Below are 21,084 nucleotides of genomic sequence, written 5' to 3'. Positions count from 1 at the left end.
GTTGGTTGAAATAAGGTGGAAGAAGTCTGGTTAACCAGAATAACGACTTCCACCCATAACGAGACTGCTGCCTTAGATTTTACCAACCAAGTCTAAACTTGGTGTTAAGGTTGCTTCACCTTGTTCCCAAGCTGCTGGACATACTTCACCGTCATTTTCACGCACATATTGTGCAGCTTTTACATTACGCACCATATCTTTTGCACTTCGACCGATACCACCCGCATGAATATGGGCAACTTGAATAACACCATCTGGGTCGACTAAAAATGTTCCACGGTGTGCCATATGATCTTCTTCAATCATCACATCAAAACCACGAGTAATTGTGCCAGTTTGGTCACCAATCATCGGAAATTTAATTTTACCAATCGCTTCTGAAGAATCGTGCCATGCTTTATGTGAAAAATGTGTATCGGTTGATACCGAGTAAACTTCAACACCAAGACCTTGCAACTCTTCATACTGGTTTGCCATGTCTTCTAATTCAGTTGGACAAACGAATGTAAAATCTGCAGGGTAGAACAAAAAGATTGACCATTTGCCTTTAGTACTCTCAGATGTTACTTCAACAAACTCATCGTTATGAAATGCTTGAGCTTTAAATTCTGGGATAGTTTTGCCTATTTGAGCCATGGGTATTACCTCTGTTATTTAAAAATGTTTAGTTAAATGGTTTTGTTTTAAAAGCATGTTTGCTTTCGATGTGGGTATAGTAGATTCTGTTGAACGATAAATAAATTTGATTAAATAGATTTTAATATTCTAAAAAACAGAATCACCAAATATTTATTATGATAACTAAACAAGAGATTATGAGAATGTCGGTTTCACATTATCCATCGAGAATATCAATATCAAAATAAGTTACCTGCGAACAAGATGACTAATTCAATAAATTCGATTAGGATGACATCTATGTTCAATATAAATTATCGTTATAAATATGATTTCAATAAAACAGCTTCATTACGCACTCGCTATCGAAAAGACTTTACACTTTAAAAAAGCTGCAGAGGCATGTAATGTTTCTCAATCAGCGCTAAGTACGGCCATTAATGAGCTTGAAAAGCAGTTGGGAATGATGATATTTGAGCGCAATAACAAACAAGTCTTAGTCACTCAAAAGGGGCAGCTGATCCTTAATAAGGCTCGCCAAGTAAAACTAGAACTAGATGAATTATTGCAAATTGCGAAAAGCGACAATCAACCTTTTTCTAGTTCGATGTCGATAGGTGTCATCCCAACTATAGGTCCATACCTTTTGCCTAAGGTGTTACCCGAAGTTAGGCATCAATATCCAAATTTCAAATTGAAGATACTAGAAGAACAATCACATACCTTAGTTGATATGGTGCGAACCGGAGCGATTGATGCAGCGATATTGGCGTTACCCTATCCTATAGAGGGTTTAATGAGTTTCAGTTTTTGGCAAGAAGACTTCTATTTAGTCTGCCATAAGGATGAATGTCCACAGAAAACCCAAGAAATTACCAGTGAAGAGTTAGCGACAGAAAAACTAATGTTGTTAAAAGATGGCCATTGCCTCAAGGAACATGCACTAGCGGCTTGTCAATTACAAAACCCAAAACAAAGTGCTGATTTTGGCTCTGCTAGTTTGCATACACTGATCCAAATGGTTGCCGGTAAACTCGGAACAACGCTCGTACCACAAATGGCCTTAGATCAATTGACTTATAACGAATCTGAACTTCGGGCTATTCATTTAAATGAACCGGGGCCACACAGAACAATCGCGTTAATCATTAGACCTAATTATGTAAGGACCGATGAGCTGACTATCCTCAAAAATATTTTTACCGCACAACTTACTGAGAAGTGCAGTGATCATTATCTTAAATAATCGTTTCATTTTATAGAATGATATATTTAATTTTATGAAATTTACTGAATGATAATGTTAGGTGACAATCGTTTTATCGAAAATAAATCAGGTAACTCAGATGAAAAATATTATTAATAACATCAAGACAATTTTTAATACTCCAACAGATAAAAAAGCTGTGGTTAATTGTAACTACTCAAATAATTACTATGGCGATCAGTATTGTCAGACGCAGAAAAAATAAAAGTATGGATAAGGTTAGGCGCTAGTAAGTGTTTATAAAAAACTAGCCCTTGCACACCAATATTGAGTAATAAACATTATAAATCAGTTAGAAATATATTAGCGGCATGACATTACTGTGCCAGTAAACCACTTCACCGAATTAACGTGTGTTATTTAAAATTGAGTTGGTATTTATTTAAAAGGACTTGATAATAAGGTGCTGCTTTAAATTTTTTGATGAGTTGTCCTAGTGTTTCTTTTATTTCTTTCGAATCCGCCCTAGCTTTGGTTAATCCTAGGTAGACTGGCGTTTTCGCAACATAAGGCTCCATCGCCTGAACTTTAGAGATAACATTATTTTTTTTAATCAATTGATTAAAAACATATGGATTAGATATAGCCATATCGATGCGCCTGGTCAGTAACAGCTTTAATAATACTTCTTCAGTTAATGCTGGTAATTTGGTGAGATAGTTAGCGCTATCAAAAGCTTTTCCATAGGAAAACTCTCTTTTGGTTCCAATTGAATAAGGTAATAATTGCTTTAATCGCCCATTATATTGAAAATTATTATCGGCAAGCGTAAATAATTGATTAATCTCATAACCGTAAGAGGGTTCAATAAAGTGATATGTTTTTGCACGCTTTTTATTTTTAAATAATGTAAGTATCAGATCAACTTTACCTTCTGCAACGAGATAAAGTGCTCTTGGCCAAGGTAAAGTGACAAACTCAAAATCATATTTTGAGTTTGCTTTAATATAATCGAGAACATCAATAGTAAAACCTTTTATTTCTCCATTTTCTTTATAATTATAGGGAGAATAACCTATTTCCTCTATAGCGACTTTCAGCGTAACTCTAGCTTTACCTAGATGATTACCGTCTGTCTTTAGACGGTTGTCGGCTAAAATAAAGAACGGAAAAAGGTAAAAGAAAAATAGTAGTTTTTTAAGTATCATCATAAGTAAAAGTATAACGGTTTCTTTTTGTGTTTCCAGCGACTGGATTATAAATATTGGCTAACTACCCGTTATTATAGTTGAGTACCTTGCAAAGAAAAATGGCTAGAGCCACTCATCTTTAATCTTTCCATAATGAAAATATCCCCATTGGCCAACTCGTCGCAATGGTGCAAACGGAAATTTTGGTAACTGACAATTATAAAGAGGCAAGTTTTCTATTTTAGGATCAATAGCTTTTTCAGCGACTTTTTCAGCCAACCGCTTACCTGCTTGCACCGAAAATGACACGCCAGAGCCACAGTAACCCATGCTATAAAAAACATTTTTCTTAGGGTTTTGATAAATATGAGGTAAGTCGTCTAGCGACATACAGATCCAACCTGACCAAGCATACTGGTAGTTTAACTTAGCTAACGGTGGAAAACTTGTTTTTAACACTGCCAACAAACGCTGTGCGTAATAAGGATCATCAGCAGACTTGCCCGTTATTGCGCCACGCCCACCAAATAGAATGCGGTTGTCGGGCAGCTTTCTGTAATAGTATTTTAGCGCTCGTGTATCCATCACTACATTCGACGTTAAAAAGTTACAATCGGCTAACTGCTGCTCTGACAAAGGTTCGGTGACAATAATTTGTGAAAGTACCGGCAACGTTCGATCGGTTGTTAATGAATGAAACCCTTTAGGTGTATATCCGTTGGTAGCAATAACAATCTTTTTAGCCGTAACAACACCTTGAGGTGTTATCAATTTTTGTTGGTGCCCTTCATCTAAAATATCTAACACTGGAGAGCTGGTATGAACTTTAGCGCCGGCTTCACGTGCTAATCGCTGATAGCCCCAGGCCAGTTTCAACGGATTTAAACCAAAACCGTCTTGATAGCGAATCGCGCCATAAGCATTTTTATCGTCCATGTATTGTTGACGAACTTCGTTTCTCGTTAAAATCTCCACATCACTATTTTTAATACCTGCAAAGGTTTTTTGTTGCAGTTTTGCTTGGCTAATAAGCTCAGCTAATTTGCTCGGCTTATGCGCTACTTTTAAAAAACCACGCGTTTGTACGTCACAGTCAATACCTTCAGCGATCAGTGATTTTACCGTTTCAACGCCAGCGCACATTTCATCATAAATGCCGCGCATCACTTCTTCACCCCATTTTTGCGCCATATCGCTATAAGACTTACGTCCTGAAGACTTGAGAATAAAGCCAGCATTTCTCCCACTACAACCCCAAGCCGTTTGATTTGCCTCTAACACATGCGCCTTAATACCATGTTCACGCGCTAAATGTAGCGCACAAGAAAGCCCGGTATAACCAGCGCCTATAATAGCAACATCAACATCTACGTCTTGATTAATTTGTCCGTCACTTGCTGGGGCATTTGTTTCAACATCTGCATTTTCAGCCCAGTAACTTTTAGGGTATGGGGCACCACAACCAGGAGATTTATCGTGTAAAGGATCGTACATTTTTCAAAACTACTTTAATAAAGAAAACCACAGAAACTTTACCGTATTTATAGGAAATTTGCTAAGATCAATTTTCTAAAAATCACTTTATTTAAACAAATATAAAAAATGAAAAAACAGTTTAATTCAGTAAAGTCTCAAGTCTTATATCGTGAAATGTTACCCAGCGATTTTTCAGCAATAATTGCCTTAGGCACAGCTGTTCATGGTGCTGGTTATATTGACGACTCAAACATGGGCGTCTGGTATAGAAAAGGTATATTAAAAATAGCTGATAGTAGCGAAATCAATGCAAACTTTGTCGCTTATCTAGATAACGTATTGATAGGTTTTCGCTTAACTTACGCCATTAATCAATGGGAAATTGACGCTTGGTGCAGCCCTGAATTATGGCAACAACCCAGCGAAAAAGTTTGTTATTTCAAATGTAATACCGTTGATGAGAATTATCGTGGTTACGGTGTTGGCAGTCAGCTACTCAAATTATCAACACAAGCAGCAATTAAACAAGGTGCAAATGCGGGTGTTAGTCATTTATGGAAACAAAGCCCCGGTAATAGCGCAGTAAAATATTTCACTAAATGTGGTGGCGTGTTAATTAAAGAACATCCAGAACGCTGGAATGAACTCAGTAAGCAAGGCTATGAATGCCCAGAATGCCCAGACGAATGTCATTGTGTGGCTGCGGAAATGATCATTCACTTTGAAAAATAATCATTACACCACTCATTCGGATGACATTCAGTAACTAGCCAAATATTTTCTTAAATAATGAAGCTGGTGTTTTAATTTCAGCCACGTGATTTTGTACTAGATCCCTCTGACATTGAGTGTCTATCCTTGCAACATCGGGTAGCACTAAGGCATTAAAGTCATTGAGACTTGGATATTCAACCGCAGAATTTTTATGTTCAAAGTCTCCTGTAGCAGGGTTAAAACGGTATTCTTTCGCCCATTCAACAATATTTTCAGTGACTTGATTAATCGCTTCAACAATATACCTGACTTCTTTATCAGAGGTCGTAGGATGAAATGACGCACGTATCCAACCAGGTTTTTCAGCATAATCACCCCTATTAATTTTTTCAGTGATTTTGTTAGACGTATCATGATCAACATTCAATAATATATGACCATAAGTGCCCGCACATGAACAACCACCACGCGTTTGAACACCAAACTTATCGTTGAGCAATCGTACCACTAAATTATAATGAACATTAGGTATGTAAAAAGAAACAATAGCTAAACGGTCTTTAACATTCTTTTCTAGCATCACTACGTTGTCATTTTTGGCTAATTCAGTCATTACATAATCAGTAATTTCTTTTTCACGGGCGGTAATGTTGTTAACGCCCATAGCGTTCTTTACTTTTATCGCTAAGGCAGTACGAATACACTGTAAAAATCCAGGAGTTCCGCCATCTTCACGCATTTCAATATTATTGAAAAAGCTGTGCTCTCCCCATGGGTTGGTCCAAGTGACTGTTCCACCTCCGGGGTGATCGGGTACTCTGTTTTTATAGAGCATTTTATTGAAGATAAGCACTCCCGAACTGCCAGGCCCACCAAGAAATTTATGAGGAGAGAAATAAATGGCGTCTAAACTTTGCTTGGAGTTTGTTGGATGCATATCAATATCAACATAAGGAGCTGAACAAGCAAAATCAACAAAACATAAGCCGCCGTGTTCGTGCATTTTTTCTGCTAACAAGTGATAAGGGGTTTTAATGCCAGTGACATTGGAACAAGCAGAAAACGAGCCTATTTTTACTTTTCTAGCTTGGTACTTTTCTAACAATAATTGTAGATGTTCAAGCGATGGTAAACCATGGCTGTCAGGGTCAATAATCTCTAACGTGATATCACACTCATACCAAGTAGTTTGGTTTGAATGGTGTTCCATATGGGTAATGAAAACAACGGGTTTATCACAGTCATCAAACTTCACTTGCTCTTGCATACGCTCAGGAATACGTAGACCTAGAATACGTTGAAACTTATTAATAACACCGGTCATTCCTGCTTCTGCCGTGATTAATACGTCATTATCGCAGGCATTTACATGGCGTTTTATTATTTTTTGCGCATCATGATATGCATTCGTCATCGCACACCCGGTTAAATTAGTTTCGGTATGGGTATTAGCGACAAAAGGCCCTAAGGTATGGCTGATATAATGTTCAATTGGCGCATAAAGTCGACCACTTGCAGTCCAATCAGCGTAAACAATATCTAATTGCTTACCATTGATTTCATGGCTTAATGATTGACCAATGATATTATTTCTAAAAGGAAGAAAGTGATTTTCAAGTGACATGATTGACGGCTCGTACGTTGTTTCGATAAATAATTCTAGCAAAACCGCACTAATGAGCAATAAAAAACCAACTAAAACAACCAATACGCAAAATTAATTCATATAAAAGCAATTTATAGAAAAATACTCTAAACTCAACTGCTTTTCGTTAAGATAACGAAAACTCAGTTTCGCGCAAATGCTGTACTTGTCAGGTGCTTGATCGGATAAGAAGAACAATTCGTCGTACAATACTATTTACTTGGATAAAATTACGTTACTTTATTAGCTGTTTATAACCGTAGGAATTTAATAAAATATGAATTTTTCTTTGTGTAAGTTTCTGGTCGTGCCCGCTATTCTTGTTTCACTTAGCGCTTGTCAACTCACCATGAATAGCAAAAACTCGCCACAGACCACCGCTAACGAAAAATTTGATAGTACGGTTAAAGCCCTGTTAGATCATCGTGCCAGTAAAGGTATTTATCAAAAAAGTGCAGCACTAAACGAAGAAAGCTATTGGCCTGATTTATCACCAGAAATGTTGGAAAAAAAATACCAACAACGTCTCACTATCGCGGCAGCATTTGAAAAGATAAATCAAACGTCACTGTCAGACGATAATAAAATTAATTATGCAATTATTAAAGCCCAACTTGATAATAGTATTGCTGAGTATTATTTTAAAGCTCATTACATGCCATTCAATGCTGAATCAGGCTTTCACTCAAATTTAAGTTTTTTCATCAACAATACAGCATTTAATAAAGAAAAAGATATCGACTTCTATTTGAATAAATTATCGGCGCTTCCGCTATATTTTGATCAAAACATTTATTGGATGCAGCAGGGATTATCGACAGGGATCACTCAACCTCAAGCGGTATTAATCGGCTATGAACAGTCAATACTTGCCTTTATTCCTAAGCATGCTGAAAATTCTGAATTTCTTAAGCCTTTTAGCACAGCGTCAAATTTAATTTCTCCTGACGTGCTTTCTGATAAAAAAAGCCAGCTTATTGCGCTATTAAAAACTAAAGTTATTCCTGCTTATCAGCACTACTATCAATTCTTTACCAAAGAGTATTTTCCAAATGCCCGTAAAACTATTGGCGTTTCGGCGACAGCTAACGGTAATGAATTTTATCGCAATAGAGTTAAACACTACACCACAACAAATATGACACCTGAGCAAATTCATACCTTAGGTTTGAGTGAAGTAAAACGTATTCGTCAAGAAATGGCTGAGATCATTGTAAAAACTGGTTTTAAAGGGACTTTTTCTGAGTTCACCGATTTCTTACGAACTGATGAACAGTTTTATGCAAAAACGCCGTTAGCGTTACTTAAAGAAGCTGCGTATATTGCCAAACAAATGGATGCTAAATTACCCGCACTCTTTAAGCATTTACCCCGCACACCTTATGGCGTTGCACCAGTACCAGACAGCATCGCACCTAAGTATACTACTGGGCGCTACATTCGTGCGCAAAATGATACTCAGCCCGGTTATTATTGGGTTAATACCTACGCGTTAGATAAACGTCCCCTTTATGTATTACCCGCTTTAACCTTACATGAGGGTGTCCCTGGGCATCATCTGCAAATATCATTAAATGGCGAATTAGATAACCTACCTTCATACCGAAGAAATGCCTATATTTCAGCTTTTGGTGAAGGTTGGGGCTTGTATGCTGAATGGTTAGGTATTGAAGCCGGCATATACCAAGACCACTATAGTAATTTTGGTCGCCTGACCTATGAAATGTGGCGGGCAGCCCGTCTTGTTGTTGATACCGGCATGCATGTTATGGACTGGTCAAGAGCGCGTGCCATAAACTTTATGACCGATAACACCGCACTTTCATCACACAATGTGAAAACAGAAATTGATCGTTATATATCATGGCCTGGACAAGCGTTATCTTACAAAATTGGTGAGATAACCATCAGAAATCTCCGTAAAAAAACAGCAGCTGAATTGGGACAAAATTTTGATGTTCGCGAATTTCATCATCAAATTTTGAAAAATGGTTCCGTCCCTCTAAACGTACTTGAAGACCAAATTAACGCCTATATTGCCACAACGTTACTAACAATCGCAGCAGAAGATAAGAAAAAAAGCATCGCAAGTGAGTAGACACTCATAGCCATATGAAGCGACACTGAGTTAGTTCATTTAACTCAGTGTCGTTAATGAGCATGAATTATCTAGCTCGTTCGACAAACCGGACAATCGTCCTGTTTATTTAGGGTAAATTGTTGCCATTGATTTGATAAACCATCAAAGAGATTTAACTGATTAATATGTATGGTGTTGCCTGTTAATAATTTAATGGCCTGTAACGATTGCATACCGGCTATAATCGCTAATACCGGACCGACAATACCAAGGGTTTGACAATTTTGGGTCGGCGCTTTTTCACTTTCAGGAAATAAGCACTGATAGCAAGCACTTGCTGGATTTCGAGGATCAATGACTAATTGCTGACCGTCAAACCCCGTAGCCGCCCCAACGATTAATGGTGTTTTTTGCTCAACACAGATTTTATTTAATAAATAACGTGTGGTGATATTGTCGGTGCAATCAAGGACCACATCGACCTGTTCAATGTAATAGTTTGCTAATTCTTCATCAAGCATCTCATCAACGACTTCAATAGTAATGTCACTGTTATGCTGTTGCAATTTCTCAGCACCAACATCAGCTTTATTATTACCGATATCATTTTCAGTGAATAATATCTGTCGCTGTAAATTGGTCATCTCAACCTTATCACCGTCGGCAATAAATAAAGTTCCTACTCCGGCGGCCGCTAAATATAAACTGGCCGGATTACCTAGCCCACCAACACCAACGATTAGTACTTTGGCTTCACGCAGGGCTAACTGCCCTTGCTCACCTATTTTATTGAGCATAATTTGACGGCTGTAACGTAGTTGTTCGTGTTGAGATAACATCAGCTAAATAGTTCCTAAAGAAAGTTAACGCAGTGAACGTACTGCATTCGCTTTAAATTGAATAAATATACTTTGACCCAGCATTAACGATAAGCGCTTAGCCGACCAAGTCGTAATGGTGACAAAAAAGGGTTGTGCTGAGCAATTAACCGTTATTAGCATTTGAGCATTAGCGCCATCAGACGATATGATATGACTAATTGCTGTTATTTCGCCATGTAAGTGATTAACAATAGAGCTTTCGATAGGTTCATGTAAAGTAATGCTAATATCACTAGCGGCAATAATGCAGCGCACTTTTTTCTTTTTGTCTGATGGACTGTCACAAGCAATAAATATTTGTTGCTCGCCTAAACGTAAACTTGTTAAGCCGTATTCGGGTAAATGCTCTTTCACCATCAATGATAAGCTGGTTTGATGCAATATTTCGTTATTGGTGGTTAGTTGATGAATAACGTGGTGAATATCACCATGATGACTCACTTTTCCTGAAGAAATAACCAATAGCTTATCGGCTAGTTGTTGAAGCTCATCTAAAGAATGGCTGACATATAACATTGGTAAATCAAGCTGTCTCTTGACCCTGTCGAGTAAAGCTAACAAGATAATTTTATTTTTATCGTCAAGTGCACTCAAGGGCTCATCAAGTAATAACAATCTTGGCTCAGCTAATATCGCACGCGCTAATGCAACACGCTGTTGCTCGCCCCCAGAGAGTTGAGTAACCGCTTTATCGAGCAAGCTTTCAAGCTGGGTGAGTTCAACTATTTCTGCAAAACTTAACCGACAATTCTTATGTCGTTTTTGCCCAAAACGTAGGTTTTCTTCGACATTTAAATGAGGAAACAAGCGACTATTTTGAAAAACTAAACCTATGCGACGTTGATGTGGCGCAACAAACGTTTTTGCCTCGCTATTAAATAAGTATTCATCATCAAGTAATACCTTGCCATGTGCTTGTTGTTCTAATCCGGCGATCACTTTCAATAAGGTTGATTTTCCAGAGCCAGAATGACCAAAAATCCCCGTGATACCGGTTAAAGATATTTTGTCATCAATTGTTAATGAAAACTCGTCATGCTCAACGGTGAAATTTAGTGCTAGCTCAGCCATTAATTAAACCTCTTTGATTTAACTCGTTTATTTTTAGCAGGCCGATTCAGTAAATAAATTAAAGATAATAGAACAAGCGATGAGATAACTAAACTTATTGAAATAAGGTGTGCTTGTGCATAATCGAACGCTTCAACATGATCGAACAAGGCAATTGACAGCACACGGGTTTCACCTGGAATATTACCACCAATCATTAAGACCACACCAAATTCACCAACCGTATGAGCAAAGCCTAAACTGGCTGCGGTAATAAAACTGGCTTTAGTCATCGGCATAACAACAGTAAAAAATCGATCGAAAGCGCTAGCACCAAGCATAGCTGCTGCTTCTAATAAGTCATCGCCCAATTGCTCAAATGCCTTTTGTAATGGTTGCACAACAAAGGGTAAAGAGTATAAAACAGAGCCAATAACAATAGCAGAGAAGCTAAACGCTAGTTGTTGACCGGTTGCCTGTTGCCAAATTTGTCCTGGAAGGTATTGTGGAGAAAACAACAATAATAAATAAAATCCCAGTACTGTCGGTGGTAGCACTAAAGGTAAAGCCACTAATGCTTCAATAAAAACTTTCGAACGGCTTTGCATTTTAGCGAGATACCAAGCGAGTGGCGTGCCAATTAACATTAAAATAACCGTGGTTAAGCCCGCCATTTTTAATGTAGTGATCAGCGCCAGCATATCTGGGTGGGTATTACTCATTGGCATTGATCTCATTCGACGATGCATAACCTGATTCAGTAATAAACTGTTGAGCTTGCTTACTCATCAACAAGGTAACAAAACGTTCGGCTTGAGCTATTTTTTTACTGTGCTTTAAAATAACTAATTGCTGTTTTATTGGTTGATGTAAATGTGAGGGGATCAATACTCCCTTAAAATTATTGAGCACTAATTGACTATTACTGACAATGCCTAAGTTTACCGCTTGCGAACGTGTTTGCTGAAACGTTTGACCAATATTAATTCCTTGAATTAATCGGTCTTTATAATCATCCCAACGTTGTAAATTTTCTAATACTTGCTTAGCAGCCTTACCGTAGGGCGCAATCCTGGGGTTAGCAATGGCAAGGCGATGTTTATTATTATTAAGGGCTACCAAGAGATCGCTGTCAATATTACCCTTTGCAGACCAGAGAGCTAGCTGCCCAAAAGCATAGGTTTGCAGACTTCCACTCACCGCTAAGCCGCTTGTTGATAATAATTGTGGTCGTTCACTGTCAGCAGATAAAAACACATCAAAAGTAGCGCCATGTTCAATTTGTAGAAATAAAGTACCACTGGATGCCGCGATAAGAATTGGTGATAAAAATTGTTTTTGATTTGAATTAAAGCGAGCTAGTAACTGTTTTAATGTCGGTGCAAAATTCGAAGCAACGGCAATGCGCAAGGGTGCTTCATTCTCACTTGCCGTGTCTTTAGCCGCAACTAAAGTTATCGGTAACATAAGTAGCGCTATCAATAAAAAACGAGTAGATATACTCGCCAGCATTAATGCCAAAGCTATTTACTCCACGCCTGTGCTTTTTCTTTATCACTGGCTTTCGCTGCTAACCAGGTTTCACCAAGTTCAGTGAGTTCTTTTTTCCAAAATGGCGCGGCCACTTTTAAAAAATCCATAATAAATTCATTAGCAGCAAATGCATCTTGACGATGTTTACTAGTTACACCAACAAAAACAATTTGTTCACCTATGGCTAACTGGCCGATTCGGTGAATGACTTTTACACGGCCAATATCCCAGCGTTTTTTTGCCGTATCAATGATTTCAGCTAATAGCTTTTCAGTCATATCAGGGTAGTGCTCAAGGAATAATCCTTTAACTTTCAAACCCAAGTTATTATTGCGCACTCGACCGCTAAAGGTAACAACGGCACCATCTTCAACATTATCATTCTCTAACAGATTAACTTCAACACCGTGATCAAAGTCTTCGGTTTGAATACTGATCTCTGGGTACTTATTATTGAGACTCGCCATATTAACTATTTTATCCTCCGGTGACGGGTGGAAAGAAAGCCACTTCGTCTCCTGCTTTCACCAAAAAATCATTATTAACCATTTGATGATTAACCGCACAAAGTAATGAATTATTGGTGAGGTAATGTTGCCAATCATTATTTTTTTCACCTAACGCCACTTTAACTTCAGCGACGGTAGTAGCAAGGTCAGCACTTATTTCAGTACCCGCAGAGCCGAGCTGTTCTCGCAACGCGGCAAAAAATATTACTTTGATCATAGCTTATCCTTTATTCTTTGAATCTTCTAAAGCTTGCTCTGCTTTTGCTTGCCAAGAGCCTGATTTACCCCCTTCCTTAGTCATTACACGAATACCGTGAATTTCCATTAAAGGGTCAGCGGCTTTACACATATCAAATAATGTTAAACACGCAACAGCAACCGCTGTTAAGGCTTCCATTTCGACACCCGTTTGTCCGGTTAGTTTACATAAACTTGTCACATGCACTTGGCTACGTTCTTCATCAATGGTGAAATCAACATTTACTTTAGTTAACATCAACGGATGACAAAGAGGAATTAAATCACTGCACTTTTTTGCTGCTTGAATACCTGCAATGCGAGCGACAGAAAATACATCACCCTTTTTATTATCACCTTGGGTAATTAACGACAAGGTATGTGCCGACATTTGGATATAACCTTCGGCCGTCGCAGACCGTGACGTCAGCGCTTTATCGGTAACATCAACCATATTTGCTTCACCACGTTTGTTGACATGGCTTAAGGCGTTAACATGGTTATTATTTGCTAAAGTAGTCATTAGTCGCGCGTCTCACAAACTTCTGCCATTTTTAAATGAGGTACAAAATTACAAGGGCGATGGCTCGCATCAAGTTGCTCTCTAATGAGTTTATCCCAAGCAGTACGACAGGCATTAGTTGAGCCCGGCACACATAAAATAACTGTGCTATTAGCAATGCCGCCAAACGCTCGCGACTGAATTGTCGACGTGCCAATTTCATCAAGCGAAATAGCCCGGAAAACTTCACCAAAACCTTCGACATTTTTATCAAATAAAGGTACTAAGGCTTCAGGAGTATTATCACGAGCAGTAAATCCGGTGCCGCCGGTCGAAATTATCGCTTGGACATTATCGTCAGCAATCCATTTTGAAACAATGGCGCGTAGTTGATAAACATCATCTTTAACAATCACTTTATCGGCAAGTTTATGACCCGCTTCAGTTAAGCGTTCAACAAGTACTTGCCCTGATGTGTCATTTGATTCATCACGGGTATCAGAAACAGTTAATACCGCAATTGATAAGGGAATAAAAGCGTTACCGCTATGTAAAGAGCTCATGATTTTTCCTAAATTTTATTAGTTTTCTGTTGATTGTTAAATAAAAAACGCAAAAATTCACACAGAAAAGCGTTGCTGCGCTTGTTGCCATTCTTGCGGTGTATTGGTATTAAATAAACACTGTGGTGACTTTACAGCTAAAACTTGATGTGGCACTTGTGCAAACATCGAACGAATAGACGGACCATTTTTCTTAGGGTTATTTTTTTCGCTTAACCCACCTTTATTACCTTGCAAATACTGGAGAAAATGCGTGGTAAAGAATTGCTCAACAAAAGCATTGTTAGGTAAATAAAGTGGTAAAAAATGATCAGAAAAAAAGCAGGCTTTTTGAGCTAACTCACCTTTTATTTTTAACTGCGCAAGTGTTTCCTTGGTCATTAAAGGTAAATCAACCGGTAATATCAATAATGATTTAGGTTGGTATTTTTTAATAACACTGTAAATACCCCCCATTGGGCCAAGTTCTGCAAATTGGTCAGTAACAAAATTTTCGCTGTTAACATCAGCCCCATCAATGTTTCCACTGACGACAATGTTATTTATACCAATATTTTTCAGCAAGTTCTTACTAAAACTGAGCATATTTTCTTTGCCATTTACTGCAGTCTTATTACGCATTAACAAAGCTTTATTGCTACCCATACGAGAAGATTTCCCACCCGCTAGCACTACGCCTAAACATCCTTGATTAAACAAAGCTGCATTCATCTTAGCCACCCAACATCGCAAGGTTTTTGGTGGCACCGGTGAGTTTATCTTGCAGAAAATGTGTGGCTTTTTTATCGGTCATCATCGCGCGAATCTGTGCTTTCAATGGCTCAATATCATCTTGCTGTAAATACTCTTTTAACGGTAAACCTTCTTCGGTAAATAAGCATAAATGTAATTTACCTAATGAACTGACCCGCAAACGATTACAAGTATTACAAAAGTCTTTACTGTACGGCATAATTAAACCGATTTTACCTTGATAATCAGGATGATAAAACTCTTGTGCTGGGCCTGCTGCTTTATCGTTAACTACAGGTAACCAACCATCTAATATTAAATTTTGCTTAATACGTGCACCTTGTACATGTTGTGCATCAAAAAATTCTTGGTTATCACCCGTTTGCATTAATTCAATAAAGCGCAAAGTCACCGGAGTCACTTTCAGCCAATCAAGAAAGGTTTTAATGTCGTGACCATTGTATTCGCGCATTAATACGGTATTAATTTTAATTGTTGCACGACCATCTGCCAACGCCATATCTATACCTTTTAAAATATGGGGTAACTTATTATGACCGGTGATTGAATGGAACATGCGCGGGTCAAGACTATCAATACTGATATTAATCGCGTCAATTCCAGCATCTAGCCAGCCTTGCAGATGTTCAGGTAATTTATAACCATTAGTGGTTATCGCGACTTTTTTAATACCGGGCGTTTGCTTACAAGCAGCAATAATTTCAGGTAAGTCTTTACGCAATGAAGGTTCGCCACCGGTAATACGGATTTTCTCTGTACCCATTTGAGCAAAAGCGTTGGCAACACGCTTAATTTCATCAAAGGAGAGAAAATCACGATCATGGTCGCATGAATAACCATCAGGCAAGCAATAGGTGCAACGGAAGTTGCAAACGTCAGTAATAGAGAGGCGCAAGTAATAAAACTTGCGACCGAAGTTGTCTGTTAACATCTCACCTTTCCAAATGTAGGGAGGCTAACAAGTTTCCCTGTTAACCCTGGTGGTTATAGCAAAATTACTATTAACCACGGCTTAAATAGCATTCTAAAAAAAGATTTAGCTAGAAAAGCTCGGCGAATAATTCATTTAATGAATACAAGTATAGTAAACTATTTCACTATTAAAATACGGCTAGACGATAAGTAATTTTGATTTGCATCAAAAAGTCATCACTTTACACGTATTATTGATGAGTAAATTTACGTCATAATAACGTATTCCTATGCCGTTAAGTAAATTGCAATAGACGCGAATGGGAATAACAAGCAGGCGGTGCTAATTTGCCGTGTAAAAATAAATATAAAAGAAGAGTTACTTATGGTTGATTGTTGTTCTGCTCCTGGATTATTACCTTTCGAACAAGCGATGGAAAAAATGTTGTCGGCGATTACGCCGATCGATAAAACTGAGTCGGTTTCTTTAGCATTAGGTTTAAATCGTGTGCTAGCTCGCAACATTTCGAGCCCATTAAATGTTCCTCCTCATCATAATTCAGCTATGGACGGTTATGCCTTTAAATGGGCAAGTTTACAAACGACCGATACATTAACTATGATTGGCCGGTCAATGGCTGGCGCGCCTTTTCAAGGTGAATGTAAAATCGGTGAATGTATTCGTATAATGACAGGTGCAAAATTACCAAGTTGTTGTGATACCGTTGAAATGCAAGAGAACTGCCAAGCAAAAGATACCGGCATTACATTCCTAGAAAACCGAGAATTTAACGATAACATTCGCTTTACCGGTGAAGATATCGCAATAGACCAACCCGTTTTTAGCCGAGGTAAAAAACTTTCGGCGATAGATATTGGTGTACTGGCATCTTTAGGTGTACCAATAGTAGAAGTCTATCGTAAAATTACTGTTGCTGTATTAGCAACCGGCGATGAATTAAAATCTCCGGGCGAAGTCCTTAATGACGGTGATATTTATGAAAGTAATAGCCATGCATTAATTGCGATGTTGACTAAACTGAATGTTACGGTGATTAATTTTGGTATTATCGCTGACGATGAACAAGCAATACGCACTGCATTTGAACAAGCCGATCAGCAAGCCGATGTTGTAATTTCCTCAGGAGGTGTTTCTGTAGGTGACGCCGATTATACTAAGTTGATACTTGAACAATTAGGCGAAATTGGTTTTTGGAAAATAGCCATGAAACCCGGTAAGCCTTTTGCTTTTGGAAAATTACCTAATAGTTACTTTTTTGGCTTACCCGGCAACCCTGTTTCAGCCTTGGTCACCGCACATCAATTGGCAGTACCCGCGTTGTTAAAATTACAGCATGCCCAAGCTAAAAAGTTACCGCTATTAAAAGTAAAAACAGCCACCCAATTAAATAAGCGCGCCGGACGCATGGACTTTCAACGGGCGATATTGTCAACCAATCACCAAGGCGAGATGATAGTTACCAGTACAGGTAGTCAAGGCTCAGGAATTTTAACCAGCATGTCGACGGCCAACTGTTATATTGTTTTACCGGCAAACCAAGGCAACGTTCCCGCTAATGAAATGGTTAACGTGCAACTATTTGATGATGTTATTCAGTAGCGTTATCTATTTTTAGCTTGTTATGAACACACAATATGACGATTAAAATATATTGCCTACCGGGTACCATGTGCGATCAACGTCTGTGGCAGGCTTGCATCACTTACTTACCTGAAAATGTGGAGCTTATCCACATTGCCATCCCCGTGGAAAATAGTATTGATAAAATAGTCACTGCGCTTGAACAAAAATTCCCAGTAGGAAGAATAAATTTAGCGGGTTTTTCTTTAGGGGGATATATCGCGTCGGCTTTTGCGCTGAAATATCCTAATAAAATTAACAAACTACTGCTTATTTCTAATATGTCTTATTTGTTGCCACCTGCTCAATTAAAAGAGCGCAGCCGCACGATTGCTTATGTTAAATTGCATGGTTACTCAGGCATCACCAGCAAACGTATAACTGCACTGCTGCATGCAAGCAAACACAACAATCAAGGCATCATTAACTGTATTCGAGCAATGGATATTGAGTTGGGTAAGGAAACACTTATCCATCAATTAACAGTGACCACCCAACGCGAGAATTTATTAGTAAAACTTCCTACGCTTGCCATCCCCATTCAGTTCTTAATTGGTGATAATGACTCGCTGGTTAAGTTAACGCGCATTACCGCTATTTTAACGCAATCGCCGCTGATTTCTTTAATAACACTTGCCGACACCGGCCATATGTTACCGCTTGAACAACCAGAAAAGTGTGCTGGCAATATGATTCGTTTTTTTATCGAGTAATAAGCATTTAAACAAGGTAAAATGACGTATTATTTTTATGCCAAGGAATTCCCGTTGAGCCAGCTTAGTTTTTCCACCTTACAACTCAAACCTGAGTTAATTCAAAATTTAGAGTCTATGGGTTATCAACAGATGACCGACATTCAAGCCCAAAGCTTGCCAACTATTATTGCCGGTGGTGACGTTATTGCCCAAGGTAAAACAGGCTCTGGTAAAACCGCTGCCTTTGGCCTAGGTGTTTTAGAAAAACTAGACGTAAAACGTTTTCGTATTCAAACACTGATCCTTTGTCCAACACGTGAATTAGCCGACCAAGTAGCGAAAGAAATTCGTAAATTGGCCCGTGCCATCCATAACATAAAAATATTGACCCTTTGTGGCGGTATGCCTTTTGGCCCGCAAGTCGGTTCTTTAGAGCATGGCGCTCATATCATTGTTGGCACGCCAGGAAGAATTGAAGATCATTTAGGTAAAGGCACATTGAAATTAGACGATGTGAATATGCTAGTGCTCGATGAAGCCGACCGTATGCTAGAAATGGGCTTCCAAGCCTCCGTTGACTTTATTATTAGCCAAATTCCTCAACAACGACAAACCTTATTATTTAGTGCAACTTACCCGGCAGAAATTGCCGATATTGCTAAAAAAATAATGCAATCACCGACCAAGGTAACCGTTGAGGGGAATCACGAAGAAAGCACCATATCACAGCATTTTTATAAGGTAGAGAATGACAGCGAGCGTATCGACGGTATCCGTTTATTGTTATTAAAGCATCAACCTGAATCAAGCATCGTTTTTTGTAACACCAAAAAAGACGTACAAATTGTTGTCAATGAACTACGTAATTACGGTTTTAATGTTCAAGATTTACATGGCGATTTAGAGCAAAGAGATCGTACCGAAGTATTAGTTCGCTTTGCCAATAAAAGTATTTCAATTTTAGTCGCCACCGATGTTGCCGCGCGTGGTTTAGACATTGATGCGCTAGATGCAGTATTTAATTATCATATCGCTCGTGATAGCGAAATTCATGTACACCGTATTGGCCGCACAGGCCGAGCGGGTAGCACAGGTATTGCTTGTTCTTTTTTCAGTGAAAAAGAAAGCTACAAAATAGGTTTATTAGAAGATTACCTTGACCGAACTATCGAAGGCGAATTACTGCCAGACGCTAGTGTATTAAACGCCTCGGTGTATTCTCCGAAAATGGCAACAATACAAATAGATGGCGGTAAAAAGCAAAAAGTACGTGCGGGCGATATCCTTGGCGCTCTAACTGGCGATAAAACTATTTCAGCTAGCGAAGTGGGAAAAATTCAATTATCAGATAACTGGGCTTATGTAGCTGTAAGTCGAAAGTTTGCCAAACAAGCCTTTAAAAAACTTAGTGATGGCAAGTTAAAAGGTCGTAAATTTAGAGTAAGATTACTATAGTTACTATCGGTTAAAACAGTATTTATCAATAACGAGGTTTTATAAAATGATTGTATTTTAATGAAAACCTCGTATGATACTGTTGTTTTGTACAGTTAATTTTGATTGTATAAGCGGTTTTAAATCGTATATGATAAAACCATCAAGCGTAATATTGATCCTATAAGGGAAAAAAAATGGCAGTTGAAAGTCGATTTGTCGTCATTAGACAAGGTGTGGAGGTAGAAACATTCATGGATAAAAAAGCAGCAGACGAGTATGACAAAATGCTTGATATGGCTGACAGCTTAGCCGAGATGTTTGAAGCCAGCAGCTTTAATATTGATGAAAAAGTGCGTGAAGAACTCTGTATTTATCTAGCTAAGAATCGTGAAGATGTGCTTGTTGCTTTGCAAGCTAAGAAAGCTAAGCCAGAGACTGCTGCTAAAAAGAACGTTACAGCACCAGTTGAAACAGTAAATAGCACTGACTCGTCGCCAGAAATTGAAGCAACAGCAAAAGTAAAAGCGCCACGTAAGGCTAAAGCGAGCACAAGTAAATAAAGTGCGCTGTACTGGTTTGAATTTATCTTTACTTAACACTAGATAATATTGAATTATGTTGTCATATCAGCTCATTCGTAGCGTTAAAAGAAAAACGGTTGGCTTACAAGTTAAGCACGGAAAAATTATAATCCGTGCGCCAAAATATGTTTCTGAAGATGATATAGCGAACATTGTTAAATCAAAAAGCCTTTGGCTGCACAGAAAAATTGCCGAGCAAAACGCACAACCTGCCACTCAAAATAATCATTATCAAAAAGATAGCCAATTGCTTATTAATGGCGAACTTAAAACACTTGATATTCATTATGGTCTATTTCCAGAAATAACGCTTCATCAAGATATCATCATAGCGACTCTCGCTAGTAAATTAAAAATCAAAGTAGCTGATGATATAAAGAACCAAGATAAATATGTAAAGCAACAACTTGAAGCTTGGTTAAAGCAGCAAACTTATGCTTATATTGATGAAAACTTATCTCATTATGCGGAAAAAATTGGTGTTTTACCCAAATCGTTTAAAGTCAGATTATATAAGTCTAGATGGGGCAGCTGTAATAGTAGAAGTGAACTGAGTTTCAGTTCTTTATTAGCCATGACGCCTAAATGGATTATCGATTATGTAATAGTTCACGAGCTTTGTCATCTTAGGCACATGAATCATTCAACTAAGTTTTGGCAATTAGTTGCGCTTAACTACCCTAACTACGCTTCAGCTAAAACGTGGTTAAAATCCCACCAAAACCAATTACAATGGCCGACTCTTTAATGGTCATAATATCCTCGTAGGGGATAAATGAGCGAACAAATAAATCTTTTTATAAAGAAGATAAAATCAATTCAGTATTAGACTAATAAAATTATCAACAATTTCTTCAAC

22 protein-coding genes and 1 riboswitch are annotated in these 21,084 nt (G+C 38.2%); of the genes, 8 read left to right on the top strand and 14 right to left on the bottom strand.

The genetic code is table 11. The features are described 5' to 3' along the window. Positions 1-72: 72 nt before the first annotated feature. Positions 73-636 carry an alkyl hydroperoxide reductase subunit C gene (gene ahpC / locus H4J69_RS05435; RefSeq protein WP_070374813.1) on the bottom strand — a complete coding sequence of 188 codons (564 nt, stop codon included), beginning with the start codon at positions 634-636 and terminating at the stop codon, positions 73-75. Between the two features lie 310 nt (positions 637-946). Between ahpC and H4J69_RS05430 the strand changes: the two genes are divergently transcribed. Beyond that, complete coding sequence (locus tag H4J69_RS05430) at positions 947-1,864, top strand: hydrogen peroxide-inducible genes activator (RefSeq protein WP_182213253.1); 918 nt, start codon at positions 947-949, stop codon at positions 1,862-1,864. Between the two features lie 377 nt (positions 1,865-2,241). Here the strand turns inward: H4J69_RS05430 and H4J69_RS05425 are convergent, their stop codons facing one another. Both H4J69_RS05425 and H4J69_RS05420 read right to left on the bottom strand, forming a co-directional pair. Next, positions 2,242-3,036, bottom strand: coding sequence for an ABC transporter substrate-binding protein (locus tag H4J69_RS05425; protein WP_182213251.1), 795 nt, complete (start codon positions 3,034-3,036; stop codon positions 2,242-2,244). Positions 3,037-3,138: 102 nt separating this feature from the next. Continuing rightward, positions 3,139-4,509: an FAD-binding oxidoreductase gene (locus tag H4J69_RS05420; protein ID WP_182213249.1), complete on the bottom strand. Its 1,371-nt coding sequence runs from the start codon at positions 4,507-4,509 to the stop codon at positions 3,139-3,141. Positions 4,510-4,617: 108 nt separating this feature from the next. Between H4J69_RS05420 and H4J69_RS05415 the strand changes: the two genes are divergently transcribed. Further along, the gene (locus tag H4J69_RS05415) at positions 4,618-5,223 is read left to right on the top strand and encodes a GNAT family N-acetyltransferase (RefSeq protein ID WP_083277934.1); all 606 of its coding nucleotides are present in this window, start codon (positions 4,618-4,620) and stop codon (positions 5,221-5,223) included. Between the two features lie 34 nt (positions 5,224-5,257). Here H4J69_RS05415 and H4J69_RS05410 read toward each other — a convergent pair whose 3' ends face one another. Then, positions 5,258-6,829 carry an aminotransferase class V-fold PLP-dependent enzyme gene (locus H4J69_RS05410; RefSeq protein ID WP_182244159.1) on the bottom strand — a complete coding sequence of 524 codons (1,572 nt, stop codon included), beginning with the start codon at positions 6,827-6,829 and terminating at the stop codon, positions 5,258-5,260. 298 nt (positions 6,830-7,127) lie between these two features. Between H4J69_RS05410 and H4J69_RS05405 the strand changes: the two genes are divergently transcribed. After that, on the top strand, positions 7,128-8,948 hold the full coding sequence (locus H4J69_RS05405) for a DUF885 family protein (RefSeq protein ID WP_182244160.1): 1,821 nt from the start codon (positions 7,128-7,130) through the stop codon (positions 8,946-8,948). Positions 8,949-9,019: 71 nt separating this feature from the next. Here the strand turns inward: H4J69_RS05405 and H4J69_RS05400 are convergent, their stop codons facing one another. The 10 genes from H4J69_RS05400 to moaA form a co-directional block, all read right to left on the bottom strand. Beyond that, complete coding sequence (locus H4J69_RS05400) at positions 9,020-9,769, bottom strand: HesA/MoeB/ThiF family protein (protein WP_182221162.1); 750 nt, start codon at positions 9,767-9,769, stop codon at positions 9,020-9,022. Positions 9,770-9,793: 24 nt separating this feature from the next. Beyond that, the gene (modC, locus tag H4J69_RS05395; RefSeq protein ID WP_182244161.1) at positions 9,794-10,882 is read right to left on the bottom strand and encodes a molybdenum ABC transporter ATP-binding protein; all 1,089 of its coding nucleotides are present in this window, start codon (positions 10,880-10,882) and stop codon (positions 9,794-9,796) included. Continuing rightward, entirely contained in the window at positions 10,882-11,583 is a 702-nt protein-coding gene (modB, locus tag H4J69_RS05390) for a molybdate ABC transporter permease subunit (protein WP_070374821.1), read from the bottom strand. Before modB ends, modC begins: the two co-directional genes overlap by 1 nt. Next, complete coding sequence (gene modA, locus H4J69_RS05385) at positions 11,576-12,373, bottom strand: molybdate ABC transporter substrate-binding protein (protein ID WP_259364643.1); 798 nt, start codon at positions 12,371-12,373, stop codon at positions 11,576-11,578. The genes modB and modA overlap by 8 nt, the downstream gene beginning before the upstream one ends. A gap of 11 nt (positions 12,374-12,384) precedes the next feature. Continuing rightward, on the bottom strand, positions 12,385-12,861 hold the full coding sequence (moaE, locus tag H4J69_RS05380) for a molybdopterin synthase catalytic subunit MoaE (protein ID WP_070374822.1): 477 nt from the start codon (positions 12,859-12,861) through the stop codon (positions 12,385-12,387). A 10-nt stretch (positions 12,862-12,871) separates the two neighbouring features. Next, positions 12,872-13,120 carry a molybdopterin converting factor subunit 1 gene (gene moaD, locus H4J69_RS05375; protein ID WP_182213240.1) on the bottom strand — a complete coding sequence of 83 codons (249 nt, stop codon included), beginning with the start codon at positions 13,118-13,120 and terminating at the stop codon, positions 12,872-12,874. A gap of 3 nt (positions 13,121-13,123) precedes the next feature. Continuing rightward, positions 13,124-13,663 (bottom strand): cyclic pyranopterin monophosphate synthase MoaC, encoded by a 540-nt coding sequence (moaC, locus tag H4J69_RS05370; protein WP_182213239.1) that lies wholly within the window; start codon positions 13,661-13,663, stop codon positions 13,124-13,126. Further along, complete coding sequence (moaB, locus tag H4J69_RS05365; RefSeq protein WP_182213237.1) at positions 13,663-14,205, bottom strand: molybdenum cofactor biosynthesis protein B; 543 nt, start codon at positions 14,203-14,205, stop codon at positions 13,663-13,665. The genes moaC and moaB overlap by 1 nt, the downstream gene beginning before the upstream one ends. A 57-nt stretch (positions 14,206-14,262) precedes the next feature. Continuing rightward, on the bottom strand, positions 14,263-14,916 hold the full coding sequence (locus tag H4J69_RS05360; RefSeq protein WP_182213236.1) for a molybdenum cofactor guanylyltransferase: 654 nt from the start codon (positions 14,914-14,916) through the stop codon (positions 14,263-14,265). 1 nt (position 14,917) lies between these two features. Beyond that, positions 14,918-15,889 carry a GTP 3',8-cyclase MoaA gene (gene moaA, locus H4J69_RS05355; RefSeq protein ID WP_182213234.1) on the bottom strand — a complete coding sequence of 324 codons (972 nt, stop codon included), beginning with the start codon at positions 15,887-15,889 and terminating at the stop codon, positions 14,918-14,920. Beyond that, positions 15,876-16,026: riboswitch (molybdenum cofactor riboswitch) on the bottom strand. It overlaps the preceding gene by 14 nt. 229 nt (positions 16,027-16,255) lie before the next feature. Here moaA and moeA point away from each other — a divergent pair. From moeA to H4J69_RS05330, 5 genes are all read left to right on the top strand, one after another. Further along, positions 16,256-17,491: a molybdopterin molybdotransferase MoeA gene (moeA, locus tag H4J69_RS05350; RefSeq protein ID WP_182213233.1), complete on the top strand. Its 1,236-nt coding sequence runs from the start codon at positions 16,256-16,258 to the stop codon at positions 17,489-17,491. Positions 17,492-17,526: 35 nt separating this feature from the next. Then, positions 17,527-18,225, top strand: coding sequence for an alpha/beta fold hydrolase (locus H4J69_RS05345; protein WP_182213231.1), 699 nt, complete (start codon positions 17,527-17,529; stop codon positions 18,223-18,225). A 21-nt stretch (positions 18,226-18,246) separates the two neighbouring features. Next, positions 18,247-19,662 carry an ATP-dependent RNA helicase DbpA gene (gene dbpA, locus H4J69_RS05340; protein ID WP_182213229.1) on the top strand — a complete coding sequence of 472 codons (1,416 nt, stop codon included), beginning with the start codon at positions 18,247-18,249 and terminating at the stop codon, positions 19,660-19,662. Between the two features lie 176 nt (positions 19,663-19,838). After that, positions 19,839-20,204 carry a YebG family protein gene (locus H4J69_RS05335; protein ID WP_070374830.1) on the top strand — a complete coding sequence of 122 codons (366 nt, stop codon included), beginning with the start codon at positions 19,839-19,841 and terminating at the stop codon, positions 20,202-20,204. 55 nt (positions 20,205-20,259) lie between these two features. Further along, complete coding sequence (locus tag H4J69_RS05330; RefSeq protein WP_182213227.1) at positions 20,260-20,973, top strand: M48 family metallopeptidase; 714 nt, start codon at positions 20,260-20,262, stop codon at positions 20,971-20,973. The last annotated feature ends 111 nt before the right edge of the window (positions 20,974-21,084 follow it).

Origin of the sequence: Colwellia sp. BRX10-9 (assembly GCF_014077405.1) — a bacterium.
Taxonomy (GTDB): Bacteria; Pseudomonadota; Gammaproteobacteria; order Enterobacterales; family Alteromonadaceae; genus Colwellia_A.
Note: the sequence above shows the minus strand (reverse complement) of the source record. Positions and strands in the feature narration are given on the sequence as shown.